18 protein-coding genes and 1 tRNA gene are annotated in these 22805 nt (G+C 38.7%); 11 read left to right on the forward strand and 8 right to left on the reverse strand.

Annotated elements, in window-relative coordinates; all coding sequences use genetic code 11:
- Nucleotides 1-181: 181 nt before the first annotated feature.
- The 4 genes from DN064_RS03205 to DN064_RS03220 are packed head-to-tail and all read right to left on the reverse strand — an operon-like array spanning nucleotide 182 to nucleotide 4950.
- Nucleotides 182-1429: an NAD(P)/FAD-dependent oxidoreductase gene (locus DN064_RS03205; protein WP_115461157.1), complete on the reverse strand. Its 1248-nt coding sequence runs from the start codon at nucleotides 1427-1429 to the stop codon at nucleotides 182-184.
- A gap of 4 nt (nucleotides 1430-1433) precedes the next feature.
- Nucleotides 1434-2441: a 4-hydroxyproline epimerase gene (locus DN064_RS03210; RefSeq protein WP_115461158.1), complete on the reverse strand. Its 1008-nt coding sequence runs from the start codon at nucleotides 2439-2441 to the stop codon at nucleotides 1434-1436.
- Nucleotides 2442-4025 (reverse strand): aldehyde dehydrogenase (NADP(+)), encoded by a 1584-nt coding sequence (locus DN064_RS03215; RefSeq protein ID WP_115461159.1) that lies wholly within the window; start codon nucleotides 4023-4025, stop codon nucleotides 2442-2444.
- A 10-nt stretch (nucleotides 4026-4035) separates the two neighbouring features.
- The gene (locus tag DN064_RS03220; RefSeq protein ID WP_115461160.1) at nucleotides 4036-4950 is read right to left on the reverse strand and encodes a dihydrodipicolinate synthase family protein; all 915 of its coding nucleotides are present in this window, start codon (nucleotides 4948-4950) and stop codon (nucleotides 4036-4038) included.
- Nucleotides 4951-5084: 134 nt separating this feature from the next.
- Here DN064_RS03220 and DN064_RS03225 point away from each other — a divergent pair, with 134 nt between their 5' ends.
- Both DN064_RS03225 and DN064_RS03230 read left to right on the forward strand, forming a co-directional pair.
- Nucleotides 5085-5921: an AraC family transcriptional regulator gene (locus DN064_RS03225; RefSeq protein WP_115461161.1), complete on the forward strand. Its 837-nt coding sequence runs from the start codon at nucleotides 5085-5087 to the stop codon at nucleotides 5919-5921.
- Nucleotides 5922-6058: 137 nt separating this feature from the next.
- The gene (locus DN064_RS03230) at nucleotides 6059-8410 is read left to right on the forward strand and encodes a TonB-dependent receptor (protein WP_115461162.1); all 2352 of its coding nucleotides are present in this window, start codon (nucleotides 6059-6061) and stop codon (nucleotides 8408-8410) included.
- A gap of 13 nt (nucleotides 8411-8423) precedes the next feature.
- On the opposite strand, the gene DN064_RS03235 is transcribed toward DN064_RS03230, so the two are convergent.
- Nucleotides 8424-9530, reverse strand: coding sequence for a hypothetical protein (locus tag DN064_RS03235; protein WP_115461163.1), 1107 nt, complete (start codon nucleotides 9528-9530; stop codon nucleotides 8424-8426).
- Between the two features lie 345 nt (nucleotides 9531-9875).
- On the opposite strand from DN064_RS03235, the gene DN064_RS03240 reads away from it, so the two are divergent.
- Both DN064_RS03240 and DN064_RS03245 read left to right on the forward strand, forming a co-directional pair.
- A complete protein-coding gene (locus tag DN064_RS03240) occupies nucleotides 9876-11423 on the forward strand; it encodes a sugar porter family MFS transporter (protein ID WP_115461164.1) in 1548 nt (515 codons plus the stop codon).
- A gap of 8 nt (nucleotides 11424-11431) precedes the next feature.
- Nucleotides 11432-12424: an aldose epimerase family protein gene (locus DN064_RS03245; RefSeq protein WP_157962215.1), complete on the forward strand. Its 993-nt coding sequence runs from the start codon at nucleotides 11432-11434 to the stop codon at nucleotides 12422-12424.
- A gap of 40 nt (nucleotides 12425-12464) precedes the next feature.
- On the opposite strand, the gene DN064_RS03250 is transcribed toward DN064_RS03245, so the two are convergent.
- A tRNA-Phe gene (locus tag DN064_RS03250) sits at nucleotides 12465-12537 on the reverse strand.
- A 99-nt stretch (nucleotides 12538-12636) separates the two neighbouring features.
- Here DN064_RS03250 and DN064_RS03255 point away from each other — a divergent pair.
- From DN064_RS03255 to DN064_RS03285, 7 genes are all read left to right on the forward strand, one after another.
- A complete protein-coding gene (locus tag DN064_RS03255; RefSeq protein ID WP_115461166.1) occupies nucleotides 12637-13365 on the forward strand; it encodes a type III pantothenate kinase in 729 nt (242 codons plus the stop codon).
- Nucleotides 13362-14684, forward strand: a complete 1323-nt coding sequence (locus tag DN064_RS03260) for a hypothetical protein (RefSeq protein ID WP_115461167.1) — start codon at nucleotides 13362-13364, stop codon at nucleotides 14682-14684. The genes DN064_RS03255 and DN064_RS03260 overlap by 4 nt, the downstream gene beginning before the upstream one ends.
- A gap of 96 nt (nucleotides 14685-14780) precedes the next feature.
- Complete coding sequence (locus DN064_RS03265) at nucleotides 14781-16085, forward strand: tetratricopeptide repeat protein (protein WP_232827358.1); 1305 nt, start codon at nucleotides 14781-14783, stop codon at nucleotides 16083-16085.
- Complete coding sequence (lptC, locus tag DN064_RS03270; RefSeq protein ID WP_115461168.1) at nucleotides 16086-16640, forward strand: LPS export ABC transporter periplasmic protein LptC; 555 nt, start codon at nucleotides 16086-16088, stop codon at nucleotides 16638-16640.
- Nucleotides 16641-16666: 26 nt separating this feature from the next.
- Nucleotides 16667-16852: a hypothetical protein gene (locus DN064_RS03275; protein ID WP_115461169.1), complete on the forward strand. Its 186-nt coding sequence runs from the start codon at nucleotides 16667-16669 to the stop codon at nucleotides 16850-16852.
- A 10-nt stretch (nucleotides 16853-16862) separates the two neighbouring features.
- Nucleotides 16863-18152, forward strand: a complete 1290-nt coding sequence (locus DN064_RS03280; RefSeq protein ID WP_115461170.1) for a hemolysin family protein — start codon at nucleotides 16863-16865, stop codon at nucleotides 18150-18152.
- 97 nt (nucleotides 18153-18249) lie between these two features.
- A complete protein-coding gene (locus tag DN064_RS03285; protein ID WP_115461171.1) occupies nucleotides 18250-20400 on the forward strand; it encodes a peptidylprolyl isomerase in 2151 nt (716 codons plus the stop codon).
- 61 nt (nucleotides 20401-20461) lie between these two features.
- Here the strand turns inward: DN064_RS03285 and DN064_RS03290 are convergent, their stop codons facing one another.
- Both DN064_RS03290 and DN064_RS03295 read right to left on the reverse strand, forming a co-directional pair.
- Nucleotides 20462-21367, reverse strand: a complete 906-nt coding sequence (locus tag DN064_RS03290; protein ID WP_115461172.1) for a GYDIA family GHMP kinase — start codon at nucleotides 21365-21367, stop codon at nucleotides 20462-20464.
- The gene (locus tag DN064_RS03295) at nucleotides 21360-22679 is read right to left on the reverse strand and encodes a hydroxymethylglutaryl-CoA reductase, degradative (RefSeq protein WP_115461173.1); all 1320 of its coding nucleotides are present in this window, start codon (nucleotides 22677-22679) and stop codon (nucleotides 21360-21362) included. Before DN064_RS03295 ends, DN064_RS03290 begins: the two co-directional genes overlap by 8 nt.
- Nucleotides 22680-22805: the final 126 nt, after the last annotated feature.

Below are 22805 nucleotides of genomic sequence, written 5' to 3' on the forward strand. Positions count from 1 at the left end.
TAAGTAACCTCTAATACACCTATTAGAAACGTTCTTACTCCTCCCCTTATTTTGTGAGGCAAAAACGGATGATAATTATATCTGGTACAAAGGTATGTTGAGGGGTCAATAGAGGATATGACAGGGCGTGTCCTAAATTGACAATGAAATGCTAAATATTTATAAGCGACTTGTAATCTTCCTACATCTTACGGTCTGGTAGAAAGGCATTTATGGCTATGGAATTGGGTTGGTCTGAGATGATTTCGGTTACGAGTTTTCCAGTTGCTGGCCCCATGCTCCAACCCATCATGGCATGTCCAGTTGCTATGGTGATATTGTTTAAAGACGGGACTCTTCCAATATATGGCAGACCATCCGGAGAAACTGGTCTAAGACCACAGTTGGCTGCTTCAATTTCTGCATCAGTAATACTAAGATTGTGATAATAACTTTCTGCTGCTTTCGCAATTGCCTTAACCCGCACTTTACTGATGTCATGATTAATGCCTCCAATTTCCATGGTACCCGCAAATCGTGTAAACCCATTCATTGGTGAAACCGCTGCTTTGGCCTCGCAGAAAATGGTGGGAAGGCTAATCCCTGTTGGTCGATTAACATTAATACTATAGCCTTTTCCAGCCTGTAGCCAGATTTTTAAGCCTAATTGATGGGCTAGTTTTTGGGTCCAGGCCCCTGAGGCTAAGACCACTTCGTCAAATTTATATTGCCCTTTTTCCGTTGTTATAGATCTAACTTTATTAGCTTGAGTTGTGATATCTTGAACCGTTTCCTCTGCTTTAATGGAAACACCTTTTAATTGTAGGTGATTAAGCAGCTGTGGCATAAATTCAGTAGGCGTCATTTGAGCATCAGACTTAAAATAAACAGCTCCCTTAACATTGAGCTGGGCATTGGGTTCAATTTGCCTTAGGTCCTTTGGGGATAGCAGGGATACTTCAAGACCTTCCTCGATAGCGCGCCGACCCACTTTCCATTCTTCTTCACCCATCTTATCCGTCTTATAGGCCATAAGAAGCCCATCATGCTGGTAATGGAAGTCAAAATCTCCACTGGTTTTCAGGTCCTGATAAAGTTCACGACTTAAAATATTAATGTCCAGGAGGGGTTTGATGGAACGTTCTACATGTGTTTTGGTAGCAAAGGATTTGAACTTCCAGGTCCATTTTAAAAAATCAAGATCCAATCGCGGTTTCATATAAAAAGGGCTGACAGGATTGAGCATCCATTTGAGCCCCTTGCTTATAACCCCTGGTGCTGATAATGGAATAATATGACTTGGGGTGATATATCCGGCATTAACGTAGGAGGCCCCTTTGTTAAAGTTGCACTTGTCTATTACGGTTACCTGATGACCTTCCTTTTCCAAATAATAGGCGCAGCACAATCCTATAATGCCACCACCAATAATACCTACATTTTTCCCCATACTGCTATATTACTTGAAACCCATGGGCATAAGGGTCGTCGTCGTTATCAATTATTATAGTATTGTAACCATACACCTTAGCCCAGCCTTTGATACTGGGGACAATGGCTTGATTGGATCCAATATGCACTACTTGTTCAATTCGTCCAGTAAAGGTAGAGCCTATAAAACTTTCATGAATATAATCTTCTTTATGCTTTAATTGACCTTTGGCATATAATTGTGCCATACGGGCTGAGGTGCCTGTACCGCAAGGGCTGCGATCAATCGCTTTGTCTCCATAAAACACGGCATTACGTCCAGAAGAAGAAGGGTTAATAGCTGCGCCCGTCCAAAGCATATGACTTACATCTTTGATGGTAGCATTCTCGGGGTGAATAAAGTGATTAGGGTACTTGGCATTGATGGTCTTTCTGGCTTCTTGTGAGAATCTAATAATCTCAGCTGCGGTATAGTGATCTAATCCTTTAAAATTTTCCTGGGGATCCACAATGGCGTAAAAATTGCCACCATAAGCAACATCAAACTTGATTTCCCCCAAGTCTTTAATAGGTATACCTAACCCTACTTCGGCTAAAAAACTGGGTACGTTGGTCAATTTAACCCAATCCACCTTTCCATTGTTTTCCTGATAGTCAATTTCAATGAGACCTGCTGGAGCCTCCATTCTTATTTTGCCGGGTGTTTTAGGTGTAATCAGTCCTTCTTCAATGGCGATGGTAATGGTGCCTATTGTCCCATGACCACACATGGGTAAACAGCCTGAAGTTTCAATAAAAAGAATGGCAAAATCATTCTCTGGATCATGTGGGGGAAATAAAAAGCTACCACTCATCATGTCATGTCCACGCGGCTCGTACATTAACCCCTTGCGTATCCAATCGTAGTCTTTTATAAAATGCTGACGTTTTTCACTCATATTAGCCCCCACTAGTGGTGGATGACCAGAGGTAACCACCCTAACAGGGTTACCGCAGGTGTGAGCATCAATGCACTTGAACTCAGTTCGCATTTACAAAACCTTTTTGGTAGTTTCACCATCGACTAATCTTTCAATACCTAATGGATTCCCATTTTTTAAGGCATCGGGCAGTAGGGCGTCAGGCCAATTTTGATAGCTAAATGGTCGTACCCAACGTTTTATGGAATGAATGCCTACGGCGGTAAATCGTGAGTCGGTGGAGGCAGGGTAGGGGCCACCATGAACCATAGAAGGGCAAACTTCTACACCTGTAGGGACTCCATTATAAATGAGGCGACCTACGCGGTTTTGTAAAGAATCAATAACACCTTCATAAGCTTCCAATTCAGTTTCTTCGGCAATAAGTGTTCCGGTCAACTGGCCTTCAAGATTAAGAAGTATAAGTTCCATTTCTTCAGTATCCTGACATTGCACCACCATAGAAAAAGGTCCGAACACTTCCTGATGTAGCGTTGGATTAATGAGAAACTCCGAACCATTAACCGTGGCAATGGCTTGTTGTGAATAGTTGACAGGCACCTCTTTTGCCAAGGCCGCTACCGTAGTCACTTCAGGACCATCCAGAGCAGTTTCTTTATTGGATTCATAGGCACTATGTATGTCTGGATGTAGCATCACACTACTTTCCAGTTGTGTTATTTCTGTTCCTAAGCTTTCTATAAACGTATCAAGTTCCGCGCTTTTTAAACCCAGAATTAGCCCCGGATTTGTGCAAAACTGGCCGCTACCTAAGGTAATGGAGCCGGCATATGTTTTAGCGATTTCAGCAGTTCTCTGGTTTAAGGCTTCAGGTAAAATTACCACGGGATTAATACTACCCATTTCAGCAAATACCGGAATAGGTTCCTCGCGCTGAGCTGCCAGATCCAATAAGGCACGACCACCACGGATACTTCCAGTAAAACCTACTGCTTTAACAAAGGGATGTTTCACCAATTGTACTCCAACTTCAATTCCTGCACTGTTAAGGTTAGAGAAGATTCCATCAGGCATTTGTGTGTCTTTAGCAGCTTTAATAATAGCTGATGCTACGAGTTCTCCTGTGCCTGCATGCATAGGGTGCGATTTTACAATTACTGGGCATCCTGCAGCTAGAGCTGCAGTAGTATCACCACCAGCGGTTGAATAAGCCAAAGGAAAATTACTAGCCCCGAACACGACAACAGGTCCCAGTGGAATATTCATTTTTCTCAGATCGGGTTTGGGAGCTGGTGTTCTATCGGGAATAGCCGTATCTATAGAGGCCTCTACCCAGGATCCTTCGGCAACAAGATTGGCAAAGCTGCGTAGCTGAAATACAGTGCGACCTCGTTCTCCCTTGGCCCTTCCTTCCGGTAGACCTGTTTCTGCACAGTAGGTAGAAATAAGCTCATCGCCAAGAGCCATTATCTCATCAGCGATAGCATTTAGAAATTCTGCCTTATCTGCCCCTGAAACTTTAGCAAAATCAGCTGCAGCATCTGCAGCAAGTTCAATGGCGGCTTCTACTTCTGATTCCGAAGCTTCAATCATTTGCCAACTATTTTCGGAGTCGGTTATGGGGTTAAAAGTAAAAAAGGTCTTTGTGCCTTTATCTGATAGATTTGATCCTATATAGTTATTTCCGGTGATCATGATCGTATTTTTATAAGTTCTGATAGTTTGGAAGTTCTGGTCGTGTGCTAACTCCGTCGTCAATGATTTTTAAAACACGCTCCCGTTCCGCACCACTAAGAGGCAAACGAGGAGCTCGAACGGGTTCGGTTCCAATGCCAGTCGCCACTTCTGCTAACTTAATATTTTGTACTAATTTAGGGTGAATATCTAGTTCTAACAAGGGTAAAAACCAGCGATAAATAGCAATCGCTTCGGCTATGCGACCTACCCGTTGCAACTCATAGATAGCTACAGTTTCAGCCGGAAAGGCACATACTAAACCGGCTACCCATCCATCAGCTCCCATAAGCAAACTTTCAAGAGCCAAAGTGTCAACCCCACACAGGATTTTTAGGCGTTCTCCAAATCGGTTTTTAATACGTGTAATGTTGGAGATATCTCTAGTGGATTCTTTTACCGCTTCAATATTGGGGCAATCTAAAAGCGATTCAAACATGTCCAGAGTTACTTCAATTTTATAATCCACAGGATTGTTATAGACCATTATAGGTAAAGAGGTCTCTTTGGCAACTTCTTTAAAATAGGTAATGGTTTCCTCAGGTCCGGCATTGTAGCGCATAGGGGGGAGCATCATTAGACCAGAAACGCCATCAGCCTCCGCTTTCTGAGCTGCTTCAATAGCGCCTTTGGTGGACTGTTCGGCAATATTCATAAGTACGGGAATCTCACCATTTGCAACCTCAAGTGCTACTTTGGTAAGTGCTTCTTTTTCATGATTTAATAGAGTGCTGGCTTCTCCTAGAGTTCCACCAAGAACAAAACCATGGACTCCTGCTTTGAGTTGTGCTTGTAAATTATGTTTAAAAGATGTCAGGTCAATTTCGTCTTCGGTAGTGAACTTGGTTGTTACAGCTGGCATAACGCCTTTCCATTCGAATGTCATTTGATTGTAGTTTTAGAAGCATAAAAATAAGGTGGTTCTAAGATGAAAGATGCTTCGTTATTATCTAGAAACGCTCTAATATTATCCAAAATAATTAATATTATAATTATTTTAGAGTATTATTTGAAGATAATTTGAAAGTACTACCATTTACTATTCCCAAACCAGAACCGTCTGGGTTGATATACCAGGAAGACCATGAGTGGTTGTTTTATGATCAGTTGCATCAGCATGAAGAACTACAGATAAGCTACATAGTTAAGGGCTCAGGAACTTTAATCGTCTCAGAAGCTATTAACGCTTATTCCGAAGGGGATGTGTTTGTTATAGGTGGTAATGTGCCTCACCTGTTTAAAAGCGATCTGGATTTACCCGAAAAGTCCTTTATGCAATCTTTATTTTTTACCCAAACCGCTTTTGGGGTTGATTTTTTTCATCTATCGGAGACAGAGATTTTGCAAGGTTTTTTTAAAAGTAGCCAGCTGGGTTTACAGGTTATAAGTGATTTGGAGGTTTTGCACAAACTGTTTCATCAGTTAAAAAGTGCCACTAAGCTTGAGCGTCTGATTATTCTTCTGCAGATGATTAACGCAATTCAACAAAGTCAGTTTCGAGAATTGGCCTCAGGAAGAATACAGGCGCAATTAAGTTTAAAACAAGGTGAGCGTTTACGTCAAGTGTTTGATTTTACGATGAGCTATTATGATAGTGAGATTAGTCTGGACCGTGTTGCTGAGGTAGCACATATGACTAAAACCGCTTTTTGTAAGTATTTCAAGAAACGTACGAATAAAACGTATTACCAGTTTTTAAATGAATACCGTATTGAGATGGTGGTAAAAGCAATGCGTCTTCATCCAGAAAGGTCCATGTCTCAAATTGCCTACGACTGTGGATTTGGGAGTGTGTCTAATTTCAATAAAACCTTTAAGCGTATAAAAGGTTGTACCCCAGGACAAATGAGAGCATAGCAACTAAAGTTTTGGTGTTAGTAACCCATTTCAAAGCAGCGTCATGTAATTAATTAAGTATTGTTTAACAAAAGCTTTATTGATTTCGTTTAACGAAAATGTAGTTTTGTCAAACAAAATAGATAAAGTGTTAGACAATGAAGTCATTTATTGCTATTCTTCTGATTTTTAGTCCTTGGATTTTGAAAGCTCAAAATACGGGTGAGATCTTTGGTCGTGTGTTGGATGAAAAAAACATTCCAGTTGCTGGTGCTTCGGTATTATTAGAGAATACTATTAAGGGTGCACAGACAGATATTGATGGACGTTACCTTGTTACTGGAATTGAACCTGGTTCTTATAATTTGATTGTGAGTTATTTGGGGTATGAAACCCAGACCAAATATAATATCCTCGTAAAATCAAAAGGAAATCCCTCCTACGATTTTATACTTAAGGAGTCAGCAGAAACTTTGGATGTGGTGGTTATTTCAAGCAGCGATAAAATAAGTAGACCTAAAGAAACACCCTTGTCTACCCAATCATTATCGGCCAATGAGATTGCTAATTATCCAGGAAGTAATAACGATGTGGTTCAGGTGGCGCAAACGCTTCCAGGGGTTAGCCCTTCAGTTGGTGGTTTTAGAAACGACCTCATTATTCGAGGGGGTGCAGCCAATGAAACCGTCTACTATCTAGATGGGATGGAGGTGCCTAATATTAATCACTTTAGTACTCAGGGAAGTGCGGGTGGACCTGTGGGTATGGTTAACGTATCTTTTATAAGTGATGTTACCTTGTCCAGTTCTGCCTTTGGAGCCCAGTACGACAATCCGTTATCTGGGGTGTTGCAATTTGATCAGCGAAATGGGAACCCTAGAAACTTCAATGGGAATTTCAGAATAAGCGCTAGTGAGGCGGCCTTAACCTTAGAAGGTCCCTTATTTAAGGGTCAGAAAGAAGAATCTAAGACCACAGTGCTTGCATCAGTAAGACGCAGTTATTTACAGTTTTTATTTGAGTTAATTGGTTTGCCTTTCCGTCCTAATTATTGGGATTATCAATATAAGGTGCGTCACGAAATTAATGCCTACAATAGTATTAGTCTCATTGGTTTAGGATCTATCGATGAGTTTAGTGTGGCAGCCTCGTCTGAGGAATTTGACCCTGTTGAACAGGCACAGTTAGAGCAAGCTCCTTTTATAAATCAGCGAACCAATGCCATTGGTCTTACATGGAAAAACAGGTTTAAAAATGGCACTGGTTTTATGCAAACCACACTTAGCCAGAACATGCTAAATAATGAGTTCACGAGATATGAGAACCCTAGAACTCAAGAAAATCCCTTCTTTATTAATGATTCTAGAGAGACAGAAACCAAACTGCGTTATGCCTTAACTAAGTTTTTTAAAGATTGGAAAGTGAACACTGGTCTCAACCTTCAGTATTCCGATTATCAAAACCGTACTAGAAATTTGGTGGCTGATGACTTTTTTAATTCGGAGATTGACTTTGTTAAGTATGGGTTCTTTGGGAACGTTACAAATACCTTCTTTAACAACAAACTCGATGTATCCTTTGGTTTTAGAATGGATGCTGATACCTTTTTAGAAAATAGCAATCTGCTAGATACCTTTTCCCCAAGATTGAGTCTCTCTTATGAATTTATTGAAAATTGGAGATTGAATGGGTCAATTGGGCGCTATTACAAGATTCCTCCGTATACCATTTTAGGATTTAGGGATAATGACGGGAGTTTAGTCAACAGTGATGCTAAGTACACCTTAAGTGATCACTACGTGCTTGGGGTCGAATATTTCCTAAATCCCTCTGCGGCAATTTCAGTCGAAGGGTTCTATAAGGCTTATGATGACTACCCTGTATCCATAAGAGATGAGGTGTCATTAGCCAATAAAGGAGCGGACTTTGAGGTGTTGGGAAGTGAGCCAATAGCCACTGTAGGTCGTGGTAGAAGTTATGGTTTGGAGTTCCAGTTTCAGCAAAAGCTAACGCGTAATTTCTTTGGGATTTTCTCATACACCTATTTCTTTAGTGAGTTTACAAGCTTTAACAGGGATGTATTTGTGCCTTCTGTATGGGACAGCCGTCACTTGATTTCTTTTGTTGGCGGTTATAAACTCAAGCGCAATTGGGAGGTTAGTTCCAGATACCGTTTTGCTGGTCAAACTCCTTTTGTTCCAACAGATATTGAGGCAACTACCATCACCTATCCAAATATTGTTCTAGACTACAGTCGACTGGATGAGCAAAAACTGGGCGTTTTTAGTCAATTGGATATCCGCATAGACAAGAAGTGGAATTTTAAACGCTCCTCATTAAACCTGTTTTTTGAAGTTCAGAACATCCTGGCACAAAATGCACCATCCCCACCATTGTATGGCTTAAATAGAGATGAGAACGGTACTATTATTCCTCCAAGGACACTGGTAGAATTGGAACAGGACAATAGCCAGCCCATTCCTAGTTTAGGGATTGTGTTTGATTTTTAGATTAGAAAAGGACTTATTTCTTGGTTTCTTTAATGAACTTGTAGGAAAAAAATGCTCCTTGAGACTGTATGTATTGGGAACGTTTATGCTCATTAAAGACCTGTCCTGAATAAACAAAATGTAATGTCTTTTTTGAGGCATATACCAACCAAAGACTTCCATCGGGAAGAAGAATTTCGTTTAAATCATAAGTTTCAATAAAAAAATCATTGAATTTTATGGGCTCCGTTTTAATTGGTAGTTCTATGCCCGAATTATTTGGCAACCTCGACATAAAAGTCATTCGTTCACCTTCAATTTGAATGCGATTAACATTCATCATAAAATCTGACTTAAAGTTTTTAACGAGATGTTGTTCTGAAAGCTGCCAATCGCCCTGCATACTATCGATTAATCGTGATCTATTAGTATTTATAATGGAATCAGCCTTAAACTGAGCTAATTTTCCAAGTGGACTATCTGGGTCTTTTTTTGCTGTCCCATTAAACGACGAATAGGCCCATCCTTTATAACCTTTTTTAAGCTCCCTAGTCCCCTGTTCGAAATAGAACCTTTGCTCTTCACTAACTGATAGGGGTTTTGTTGGAGGCCTTGCTTTTTGTTGGTTAAATAAGGAATCAGTTTCTTTTCTATTTATTATAAAATAAGTTTCTCTTTGCTTTGATAATCTCGCAAAATCCTCTGCGTAATAACCGTAAATCGTTAGAATAGAATCCTTAGTATGTTTAAAATAAGGGTTTGGAAACTGATATTGAATATAGTAATCGAAGTCTGAGATAATCGAGTAGTTATAATATCTGGGATTGTCGAATATTTTTCTTTGAACTTGCATTGGGTAACTTTTATAGCTCACAAAATTTACATTTTCTGGTTTAATTGTAATGCTTCTGTTTTTAAGATCGGAGCTAAGGCGATGCCAGTACCTTGAATACGGTACTGCCCAATTTTTGTTTTTAGTTCGGTAAACCCTACTATACATTTTAATTACTTGATGATCTTGTCCCTCAACGAATGAGACATCTATACAATAGACCTTGCTTGATTTATAAATGGGGTTTGTGTGTCTGTAGAATTCGATAGTTATTGAGTCCTTTTCGTAAGAACCTCTAACGATATCCATGATCTTAAAAGTAGACTTGTAATGACCGGACCAGTAAAAAGGTTTTGAAATTTCTATAATGGTATCTTGATTTCGTATCCATTGTCCGGTTATTCTGGGTAAAGTGTCGGTGCTGACTATACGTTCCGTATTAATGTGCTTTCCAATAAAAACAAGTCGTTCTTCTTCTTTAGAATCCTAGGCGTTTAACGCAGAAGCGAGTATTAATTTTACAAAAAGTAAGATGTATTTCAATTGATTAAACCGTTTCTTATAAATGTAGGAAATTATTTCTATTGAATCAAAAGGGTGAAGTTTCATATTAAGGTCACTAAAGTTTAGATTAATCTTTGTTAGCTTAGTAGAATGAAGAACAAAACTCTATTTGTCGCGCTAGTTGTCTCCTTAGGAGGCTTTTTATTTGGATTTGATGCTGGAATCATCTCAGGAGTCATGGCCTATGCAGGACCTGAGTTTAATTTAAATGATATTCAAAATGGATGGGCCGTTAGTGCGCCCTCTGCCGCCGCCTTTATTTCTATGTTTTTTATAGGAGCTTTTAGTGATAAGTATGGCCGAAAAAAACTTCTTCTTTATGTGGCCTTTACTTATGCTTTGTCAGCAGTCTTATCAGCCTTTGCAGTTGGGTACCATATGTTATGGATGGCCCGGTTCATTGGGGGAATAGCCTTTGGTGCAGCCCTGGTAATAGCCCCAGCTTATATCGCTGAAATTTCAACCGCAGAGAACCGGGGAAAATTGGTGTCTGTTCAGCAACTGAATATTGTATTAGGTTTTTTCGCAGCCTTCTTGAGTAACTATTTTTTCAATAAAGGCTATACCTCTGGAAACTCAGATTTTCTTACTGAGAGTAATGTCTGGAGATGGATGTTAGGGGTGGAATTGTTACCAGCCGTCTTGTATTTTTTCTTATTGTTTTTTGTGCCTCGCAGTCCCCGTTGGCTTGCTATAAAAGGGAACTACGATGAAGCTGAAGTCATCCTCAAGGAGATGCATGGGGTGGAACATGCCAAGGAAGAAATTACGACCATTGTCCAAAGTTTAAACGAGCAAGAGGTCAATACCAAAACTAAGGTTAGGATTAAAGACTTATTTTCTCCTGCTTTGAAATATGTAATGACCGTTGGTCTTATTATAGGTCTGTTACAACAAATTACGGGTATTAATGCCATTTACTTTTATGCTACCTCTATTTTTAAGCAGACAGGAATTGGTACTGATGCAGCCTTTGCTTCAGGCATATGGTTGAGTTTAACAACCGTGTTATTCACTATTGTGGCCATGGTACTGATTGATCGTATGGGACGCCGGCCATTAATGCTGTTTGGGATTTGTGGAATAGCTGTGAGTTTACTTTTGTGCTCCTATGGGTTTAATCAGGCTACTTATAAGTTGAGCAAATCTGACATTGAGAGTTTAAGTTTTCAAGAGAAACAACTGCTTAGTAGCATTGAAGATAAGGAGTATTCAAGTGATATTGACTTTAAAAATGCTTTAAAAGATCTTTTAGGCAATAAAGTCTATAGCTCTAATGATGGGGAGATAATGGAGGCCGCAATTTCAGTCAACGCATTACTGGTTCTTATTGGAATACTAGGATTTGTAGCTTGCTTTGCATTTTCACTTGGACCAGTTATGTGGGTCATGCTGTCTGAATTATTTCCAAATTTATATCGAGGTGCTGCCATTGGTTTTATAGCCTCCATTAACGGTTTTGCAAGCTGGCTAGTGCAGTTCATATTCCCATGGGAATTATCCAATCTTGGCAATGCCGCCAGCTTCTTTATTTTTGGCGCTATCGCTTTAGTTGGTTTCTTTATTATGTTAAAGTTTCTGCCAGAAACCAAAGGAAAGTCACTTGAGGAAATTGAACAAGATTTTGTAAAAGCCTGATTTTAGACGTGTCCACAAGAATTAAATTTTATAGGATTAGTAATGCCAATGGTTTAAGTCTTGAAGTCTTAAATCTTGGAGCGACTATAAGATCTTTGGAGGTGCCAAATAAGGATGGTGGTATGACCAATGTGGTTATCGGGTTAGCGAATATTGAGGAGTACTTGTCTCCGGAATATTGGTCCTTGGGTTACTATTTAGGGAGTGTTGTAGGACGTTGTGCTGGAAGGATTTCTAATGGTGGGTTCAATTTAGATAATCATTTTTACCCCTTGGCCTCTAGTTCGAATGTACATCTACATGGTGGAAGTTTAGGCTTTGATAAAAAGATGTGGTCCTTAAAAGACATATCACAGGGTGTAAAATCTTATATCGAATTGTTTTACAAAAGTGTCGATGGGGAAGAGGGCTATCCCGGGAATTTAGAGATTAATTTACGCTATACATTGTTAGAGGATAATGCCTTAGAAATACGGTATACTGCCAAAACGGATAAACGTACTATAATTAACCTTACCAATCATAGCTACTTCAATTTGGATGGACAAGGTTCTGTGCTCAATCATGAACTTCAGATCAATAGTAATCATGTTTTGGAAACTGATCAATTGAACGTGCCAACAGGTCGCCTTTTTACGGCAAAAGGAACGCCTTATGATCGACGAAAAATGAAAGCGATCCAAGAATTGAATTTTAATGGATTCGATGACACCTTTGTTCTGGAGGAAGGAAATGGCCTAAAGGCAAGGCTTATTTCTGATAAAACTGGGATTGAAATGGAAGTCTATACCAATCAAAAGGGAATGGTTGTTTATACTCCAGAGCGCTTAGAAAAATTGGAGTATCTGGGTGGTGCTGAATTTTCAACGATTCCGGCCATATGTTTTGAGACCCAGAATTTCCCAGATGCTATAAACAATGCCATTTTTCCGAGTGCTATTCTTGAGCCAAACGATAGGTACCAGCATGTAACAAGCTTTAAATTTAAAACTATTACATAACAAAAAACCCACTCGAATGAGTGGGTTTTGGCGCTTCAAGTGGTGCCTCCAGGAATCGAACCAGGGACACAAGGATTTTCAGTCCTTTGCTCTACCAACTGAGCTAAGGCACCCGTTGCTTTATTAGCGGATGCAAATATATATTCAATTTTAATTCTAGCAAAATCAAAGACCTAAAATTTGAATTTTTAAATTTGTGATTTTCCATCGCTATGAAGCTTGTTTTAGATGTAGGGAATACCACTACTAAATTTGGGGTTTTTAATAACGACAATCTGGTTGAAACAGGGCGTATTGAAACCAAATCAATAGTTGATGACATAAAATCCTTATTGAGCAACTCAGATATCACAGCTGGAATTATTTCTAATGTTGGTCATTTAGATTCTATGACCATGACCCAGATGTTAGATTTTTTGCCTATACATCAGTTATCGGCCGAATCCAACCTTCCGTTTAAAAATAATTACAGTACCCCTGAAACCTTAGGTGTGGATCGTATAGCCTTAGTGAGTGCTGCAATGGGTATGTTTCCCGAAACTAATTGTTTGATTATTGATGCAGGCACCTGTATTACTTATGATTTTGTGAACCATAACAAGGTATATCATGGTGGTGCCATTTCTCCAGGTTTAAGAATACGTTATGAGTCACTTCACAATTTTACAGCTAAATTGCCCTTATTAGAAAAAAAGGTGCCTAAAGACCTCACCGGAGACTCCACCCAAGAGTCAATGCATAGTGGTGTGGTTCTGGGTACTATAAAAGAAATTGATGGGGTTATTGAGGCTTACAGAGCGCGCTATTCACATTTAACAGTTATTTTAACAGGTGGCGATAGTAAATTCTTGTCAGACCAATTAAAAAATAGCATATTTGCGAATTCAAATTTTCTGTTGACAGGTTTAAATTACCTTCTGGATTATAATACCTTAACATGATCAAACGCGTCGTTGTAATTTTAATTACAATACTGAGTTTTGGACTAAGTGCACAACAAACAGTTTCTCCATATTCTTTTTATGGTCTCGGGAGTCTTAACTTAAGAGGAACAGTTGAGAATAAAAGTATGGGTGGTATTAGTGTTTACATGGATAGTATTCATATGAACCTAAGGAATCCTGCGTCCTACGTTTCTAAAAATGTAGATGCAGAGCCATTTGCAGGGGAAAGTCGTCCTGTTAAATATGCAGTAGGGGGGAGCTATTCGGCAGTGAGCCTAACGGATGGAGATGGTTCTGTTTCTGTAGACAGAGGGTCGTTTGACTATTTTGCGTTTAATTTTCCTATTGGCAGACTAGGTCTTGCAGGAGGGACAACCCCATATTCATCTGTTGGTTACCGTCTTCAAGGATTTAATAGCGACGGGGATATCCAAAGTAGATTTGAAGGTGATGGTGGTGTTGACAAAGTCTTTGCTGGTTTAGCTTACAAATTTTCAGATAACTTTAGTGTTGGACTAGATATCAATTACAGTTTCGGGTTTATTGAAAATACAGCACTACGGTATTTATATTCCAACGGCCGTCCCGTGCAATTTCAAACATTAGAGACCAACAGATCAGACCTCAGAGGGGTTGGTTATAATTTTGGAGCTTCGTACAGAACTAAAATTAATAATAAGTTTGAAGTCATTGCTTCGGCCTCCTATGCCCCTGAAACCAATTTGCGTTCGGATAACCAGAGAACCTTGGCAAGTGTTAGTGTTAATACGCTTTCAGAAGTGGAAGTAGTCACTAATGTTATCGAGGTCGATCTTGCAGAACAGGACCTAGAAGTTACGGATTTGGCATTACCATCCAGGCTGGCTATTGGTGCTGGTATTGGACAACCGAGACACTGGTTTGTAGGAGCAGAATATACAACTCTTAGTAACAGTCAATTCAATAATCCAATTTTTGATATTGACATTTCTGAATTTGAAAACTCTCATGGATTTGCAGTGGGAGGTTTTATAATTCCTAGATATAACGCCTTTAGAGGCTATTTTCAACGTGTCGTCTACCGGGCTGGATTTAGAACAGAAAATACTGGTTTGGTCCTTAATGGCGAGTCAATACGTGAGTTTGGCATATCTTTTGGTATGAGTTTACCATTACTGCCTAGTCAAAACGGTTCTAACTTTAGTGATGTTAATATCGGGTTTGAATACGGACAACGCGGTACAACAAATAATAATTTGGTAAGGGAAGATTTCTTCTCTTTTAATATTGGACTATCTTTGAACGATCGATGGTTCAAACGTTCGAAGTATAAATAATAAATGAAAGTAACCATGAAGATGAAAATTTCTTTAATGACACTAATCGCCCTGATTACTTTTAATCTAGGGATCGCACAGCAGAACGAAAATTGCATGAACAATTTGTCGATTTTCGATTCCTATGCCAAGAATAAGAAATATGATGATGCTTATGAGCCCTGGATGGCTGTAAGACAAGAGTGCCCAAAGTTTAATCGTGCCATTTATGTAAGAGGTAAAGCCATCTTAAAACATAAGATTAACAATAGTACAGGTGCTGAGAAAGTTGCATTTATTAAGGACAATTTATTGTTGTTAGATCAGTACCATGAGCATTATGCTAGTAAATACCCAAAAGGGAAATACCTAGGTGAAAAAGCACAATTGAGCTACGATTTTCAAAAAGAACTAGGTCTAAATCATGAGCAGTTATACAAAATGTTTGATGATGGGTTTACCCAGGACTTACCAAACTTTAGAAATCCAAAATGGCTATATACCTATTTCTCACTTGCTGTTAAATTGTATGATGCTAAGAAAATGGAGCCTCAAGCTTTATTTGATAAGTACGATGATGTTAATGATAAGATTGAGGCTGAGATTGCCAAGTCTTCTGAAACTTTGAACAAGCTTAATGCTAAAGAAGAAGGTGGGCAAGCCTTATCAAAAAGAGAAAAAAGTCAGAAGAAAAGTGCTACTAGTTATTTAACCAACTTCGATAAGATTTCTGGTAGTATAGACAAACTTCTAGGGGATCGCGCAAATTGTGAGGTACTAGTTCCGCTTTACGAGAAGGACTTTGAAAACAAGAAGAACGATACAAAGTGGTTGCAACGTGCTATTGATAAATTGTATTCTAAGGAATGTACAGACGATCCATTGTTTATTAAAGTCGTTGAACAAAAGAATTCAATCGAGCCAAATGCTTCTACCGCCTACTATATTGGAATACTTAAGGAAAAGGAAGGAAATCCAGCTGAGGCTGAAAAGTATTATAAGCAATCCATAGAACTTGAGACGGATGATTTGAAGAAAGCTAAGATTAACAAACGTCTTGGTGATAAGTACTATCAGAGAGGGTCTTTTGGAAAAGCGAGAAGTTACTACTCTAAGGCCTTACGTCTAAATCCTTCAGACGGTAGTCCGCATATAAAGATTGCCATCATGTATGCTAAGAGTGCCAATAACTGTGGAACCGATCAGTTTACTAAACGTGCCGTTTTCTGGAAAGCTGCTGAAGAAGCGCTTAAGGCAGGACGCGTAGATCCACGTTTGAAGAAAACATCAAGACAGTATGCGGATAATTATATTGCTAAGGCACCGTCAAAGAGTGATGTATTTTCATCTACTTACCAAAAGGGTGATGAGATTAAAATAGGTTGCTGGATAAATAGTGTTGTAACAGTGACTACGAACTAATTGCTTTTACAAAAATTACATACCATAAAACTTATAGTCACGCTATTTTGCGTGACTATATTTTTTTCATGCCAAGACAACTTTCAAAAAGTCCAGCAAATTGGGGTTTTGGAAAATGCCCCTGTTGGTGAGGCTGATACTATTAATCTAAAATACACGGATTCTTCCAGGTTAGTAGCTAATTTATTAAGCTCTAAGATGCTAGATTATTCCAACCGCTCATTTGGTTACTCAGAGTTTCCAGAGGGTATAGAACTCATCCTCTATGACAAGGATAATAACAAGAGTAAAGTCTTTGCAGATTATGCTATTTACTACAATGATACGGGTCTAATTGACTTACGGGGAAATGTTATTATTGCCACCCATAGCTTTGATACCCTTCTTACTCCACAAATGTATTATGATCAGAAACGCGAATGGCTATTCACTAATCAATCCTTTAGGTTGCGAACTAGTTCTTCAGATATTAACGGGCGCATATTTGATGCAGACCGTGAGTTAAAGCTTAAAGAGATGCTGGAGCTTTCTGGTGAGGTTGAAGTGGATAATTAATTATATTTGTTTTAATTCCTGTATTTATGAAATTCCTACAATTCTTTCAGTATGTGTATTTGATCTTTGTGGTCTTATTTTCATACGATGCCATTGAAAAATGGGGTGCCGAAAGAAATCGAGCTTATATGTCGCTCTTTTTTGCGGCCTTATCGTTATTCATGTTTTTCTTTAGAAAGCGCTTCCGAAAGAAATTTCAGGATCGAAACTAAGTCTTAAAGATTGGGCACAAGCTTTCTCATTATAATAGTTTCCTTATTGCTTTCAGCATTCTTTTCAGGAATGGAGATAGCCTATGTGTCTTCCAATAAGATCCATATTGAATTAGAGAAGAAACAAGGAGATTTCCTTGGCAAGATCTTGACTAGATTAACAGCTAAGCCATCAAAGTTTATAGCTACAATGCTTATTGGAAATAATGTGGCATTGGTTATATATGGTTTTACAATGGGTCAGGTACTGGTCGATTGGTTTCAGGATTTACTACCAACGAGTAGTTCTGTGTTAAACTACCTTTTAACTGATTTAAGGTTGTTGTCTCAAACAGTGATTTCCACAGTGATCATTCTCTTTACTGCAGAGTTTTTACCAAAGGTTTTTTTTCAGATTTATGCCAATACCTTTATTAAAATTTTAGCCTTTCCAGCATATATATTTTATCTGCTCTTTACCTTTATTTCAGAATTCGTTATTTGGGTTTCAGATGTGGTTCTTAAAGTGTTTTTTAAAACGGAAGGTGATTCGGTAGAATCAGCCTTTTCTAAGGTAGAACTCGGGAATTACATAAGTGAGCAAATGCAATCAGTGACTGAACAGGACGAAGTAGATAGCGAGATTCAGATTTTCCAAAATGCTTTAGAATTTAGTGAAGTCAAAGCCCGTGAGGTAATGGTGCCAAGAACAGAGATAACAGCTATTGATATCTCAGATTCGATAAAAAATTTGTCCAACCTTTTTATTGAAACTGGGCACACTAAAATAGTAGTGTATAAAGATTCACTTGATGATATTCTTGGATATGTACATTCCTTTGCATTGTTTAACAGGCCAAAAAGCATCAAATCTATTTTGATTCCAGTGAGTTTTGTACCTGAAACCATTCTCATCAAAGATGTTTTAAATATTTTGACCAAAAAGCGTCGCAGCATGGCTATTGTTATTGATGAGTATGGTGGAACTTCTGGAATTATGACTGTTGAAGATATTATTGAAGAGCTCTTTGGTGAAATTGAAGATGAGCATGACAGTGTGGAGCTTACAGAGGAGCAACTCTCTGAGAATACTTTTAAATTTTCAGCACGACTTGAGGTAGACCACATTAATGAAACCTATAAATTGCAGCTTCCCGAAAGTGAGCAATACGAGACACTTGGTGGTTTAATTGTCAATGAAACTGAAGGAATACCTGAAGAAGGAGACGAAATTATTATTGAAAATTTCAAGTTTAAAATTGAGGCTGTTTCATCTACCAAAATTGATGTCATCTTACTTCGAGTGATGGACAATGAATAGGGCTGGTTTTCCCTTTTAAAAACAGCTATTTACCTTTCATTTTTTAGAATAAAACCTTATTTTCGCACACTTATTTTTAATACCGTAAAGAAAGAAGATGGCAGTTTTAAATAAAATCAGACAACGTTCTGTTATTCTAATCCTAGTGATTGCCTTAGCATTGTTTTCATTTGTTATTGGGGATCTTTTTAAAAATTCTGATGCTTTAACTGGTGGTAACCTTGATGTTATTGCTACCGTTAATGGTGAAGATATTAAAAGAGATGAGTTCATGTTTAATGTTGAAAACATGCAGCGTCGTATGGGTCCTGGAAGTACCTCGATCCAAACCATGAATAATGTGTACAATCAGGAACTAAGACGAATCATCCTTAACAGTGAGTACGAAACACTTGGGTTGAGCGTTGAGCGCGATCAAATGCGTGAGCTATTAGAGACTAGTTTTTCATTTTATCCAGAGTTCCAGAATCAGGATAGCATTTTTGATGTTAACAGATTGAATGCCTTCATATCCAATCTGAAAGAGATTAGCCCAGAAAGAGCACCATTAGGGACGTTTATGATTAACTATGATGAATGGACTAACAACGAACAAAACCTAGCTAGTAATTCCTTACAAACCACTTACTATAATCTAATTAAGGCTGGGCTTTCGGCTACCTTAACTGAGGCTAAGGAAGAGTATCTTTCTGAAGCTAAAACTGTGAACCTTCAGTACGTGCAGATTCCATACACAACAATTCCTGATAGTTTAGTCCAAGTAAGTAAAGAAGACATTAAGGCATATATGCAATTACATGCTGATAAGTACCAGGTAGAGGCATCTAGAGATATAACTTTTGTTGAATTTAGAGAGGAGGCTTCTGAAGCTGACAGGGCTCAGATTCAAGCAGATTTGATCGCCTTAAAACATGATAAAATAGAATATGTAGAAGCTATTAAGGCAACTGATACGGTTCTTGGGTTTGATAATACGGATAATATTGAAGCTTTTGTAAATTCTAATTCAGACATCAGATACAACGATAGATTCCTTAGATCTGCTGATCTGTCAACAACCATTAAGGACACTATTTTTAATGTGCCTGTTAGTGAGTATTATGGGCCATACGAAGAATCTGGATATTACAAGCTAACAAAGATTTTGGCTAAGGAAGAAAAGCCAGATTCTGTTAAGGTTAGACATATCTTGATACCTTATATAGGATCTACAAGAGCGTTGCCAACGGTAACCGAAACACCGGAAGAAGCCAAGGCAAAAGCCGATAGTATATTAAATGTGCTTAAAGGAAACCGTTCTAAGTTTGTAGATCTTCTTGATTTATCCTCTGATTTGGTAACCAATGAGAATGAAGGTGTATTAGAATTTGCTTATAACTCACCTTTTGCTCCTGAATTTTCAGCGTTTTCGTTTGATAATAAGGTTGGGGACATGGACGTAGTTGAGACTTCTTTTGGATTCCACGTGATTGAGATCTTAGATCAGATGAGCATCAACTCAGCTATTAAAATGGCCACTGTAGCTACCCAAATAGAACCATCTGAACAAACCATTGATGATGTGTTTAATTCTGTATCTAAATTTGAAATTGCTCTTGAGAATGGCAATTTTGAAGAATTAGCTACTGAATATGAAAAGAATATTAGAAGAGCAGCTTTTGAAGAGTTAGATGAAAATGTTCCAGGATTAGGAAGTCAGAGACAAGTGGTTAGATGGGCTTTTGATGAAGAAACTGAGTTGGGTGATACCAAACGTTTTTCAATTTCTGGTGTTGGTTTCATTGTTGCAAAACTTGGAGCTATTAATGACAAAGGTTTGATGAAGGTTGAGAATGCTACAACCCCTGTCTTGGCTGAAATCAGAAAAGAGAAGAAAGCTGAATTAATCAAAGAAAAAATTACTGGAACCACGTTAAGTGAGATTGCAAATGGTCAGGGCCAGTCTGTAAGAAGTGCCTCAGCAGTGTCTTTGAGCAGTACTACCTTATCTGGTGCAGGTGTAGAACCAAAAGTAATTGGTTCGGCATTTGGATTGGCTGAAGGAGCTATTTCTAAGCCAATTGCTGGAGATAAAGGGATTTATCTAGTTGAGATTACTAAGATAAACGATGCGGACGAATTGGATAACTATGCAGCCATTGCCAGCAGATTGTCAAACAGCTTAAAGGCAACGGTTAATTCTAAAGTGTATACCGCACTTCAAGAAGCAGCAGAGATTGAAGATAATAGAGCTAAAACAGTATACTAGGAAACTAGTATAACTTAACATAAATTAAAATCACCCTGTCTTTAATAGATGGGGTGTTTTTTTATAATATCATTTCTTTAAATGGGATAACGATATGATACCCTCTTTCATCGAAGTAGGAGGTGGGGTCTGTTTGAGAACTGACCAAAATAAAGTCACCACCCCAGGCACCTAGATTCTTGAGTGAACCATTAAAATCCCTAAATAGTCCTGATACCGGCTCTTGACCTATAAGCCGACTAATAATTTGGTTATGATTTTTTATAAGCCTCTCAAACTCAGTTAAGGAATTACTATCGAGAAGGGCTCTAGTTATACTACTCAATTCGTCGATGGTATTTGAGTTGGATTGCTGTCTTGCTTTATAATCGGCAATTCCTGTTCTGCTATTCTGTTTTTGATTGAGATATACAAAGTATAACTGCTCAGTAAACGGCCAGTTGAGTTGAGTGGCTTGCACCTCTATTCCGTTAGGATTCAACTTATACAGAATAGGGTTATCGTTCTGTGCACAAGCAATATCGTAACCGCTACCACCGAAGGTTGTATCTAAGAGTGCAAAGGCATCTACTTGAAGCCAATTGGCAATATTATTAATCAAGGTCGAACTTGTTCCTAGACCCCACTGTCTGTCAAACTCTAAATGCGTTTCAACCTTGCAACCACCTAAATCTAGTTTTGATTTTGAAAGCTTATTAGCCGCTTCAAAGATATTCTTAAGCCGTTCTGCAATGGCTGAATCTGATGTTTTTGTAAGCGATAAATTATCATCTGAGACCTTGAATTCAGTTTCAAACCAGACGTTGTTATTGTGATTAAAACTTTTCCATTTCAGAGTGTTGGACTCAATAGCTGTTACCTCAAGAGATTGCCCAGGTTTGGTAGGTATGGCTAGTGCTAATGCCCCGTCCAGAACCGCATACTCAGAAGTTAGCAATAATTTACCATGACTGTAAAACTCAGGCATTACGTAGTATGTTTAGTTGGGTCACCACTTCACTGTGAGAAACAACGTTGCTCTTAAAATAGTCTACAAGTGTTCTTTTTTCATCTTCCGTGGCCTCAAATTGATTGAGGATGTTGAGAAGATGCATCTTCATATGACCTTGTTGAATACCAGTAGTTGTAAGTGATTTTAGGGCTGCAAAATTCTGTGCCAGTCCGGCAACAGCAACTATTTGCATCAAATCTTTGGCAGACGGGTCTTTAAGCATATGCATGCAAAATTTGACCAAGGGATGCAGTTTTGTCAAGCCTCCAACCGTACCTAGCGCTAAGGGGATTTCAATCCAAAATTTAAAGGTATTGCCATCAATGGAGCAGTGGGTTAAACTGGAATAGGATCCATCCTTGCTAGCGTAGGCATGAACCCCCGCCTCAATAGCTCTAAAATCGTTTCCGGTAGCAATTACAACTGCGTCAATGCCATTCATGATACCTTTATTATGCGTCACTGCTCTAAAGGTTTCACTTTTAGCTATGTCAACAGCGCGCTTAAAGTTTTTAGCAAACAATTGCGGATCTTTAATGTCCTTACTCTGCAATTCATTAACAGGGCAGGACACCTCCGCTTTAACTATACAGTTAGGTACATAGTTGGATAGGATGCTCATGACCACGTCCATACCTTCAAGAGAACTCTTCTCTCCATTATAATTAGCTACTTCATCTTTAAAAGTGGTGGCAAATTGTTCAAGGCAGGAGTTGATAAAGTTGGCACCCATGGCATCAAGCGTCTCAAAAGTGGCATGGAGCTGGTAATAGTTCTCCAGTTCAACTGTTTTATCACGAAGTTCAATATCAAGAATACCTCCGCCTCGAGCCTCCATATTTTTGGTAATTGAAGCGCTATCAGAGATTAGACGAGGCTTTACCCAATTAAAATAATCCTTTAATTCCTGGGTCTCCCCTTGAAATACAAAATGGACCTGGCCAATTTTTTCCGTTGAAACCACGGTTGTTTTAAACCCACCGCGTTCCAACCAGAATTTCGCCGATTTACTCGCCGCTGCTACAACTGAACTTTCTTCAATGGCCATAGGGATGGTATACATCCTATCATTGATTAAGAAATTTGGCGCAACACCCAGTGGTAAATAGAAGTTGGTTATGGTGTTTTCTATAAATTCATCATGTAGTTTTTGAAGCTTTTTATCCGTATTCCAGTAATTGGTAATCAGCTCTTTGGCTTCTTTTTGGTCTGTAAAATACTGGTCCAAGATCCAGTTAATTTTTTCAGTTTTGGTAAGTTTAGAAAATCCTGAGATAGGGGATTCCATAGGCGATTTTACTTTAAGAGGCAAAGATAAGATTAATGCAAAGAACAGGCTTCAACTCCTCTAATCTAATACGTATAATCTGTTAATATTAAAGGAAAATTGCATAATTTTTAGTAAACTTGGCAG

Source organism: Winogradskyella aurantiaca (genome assembly GCF_003362725.1).
Classification (GTDB): domain Bacteria; phylum Bacteroidota; class Bacteroidia; order Flavobacteriales; family Flavobacteriaceae; genus Winogradskyella_A; species Winogradskyella_A aurantiaca.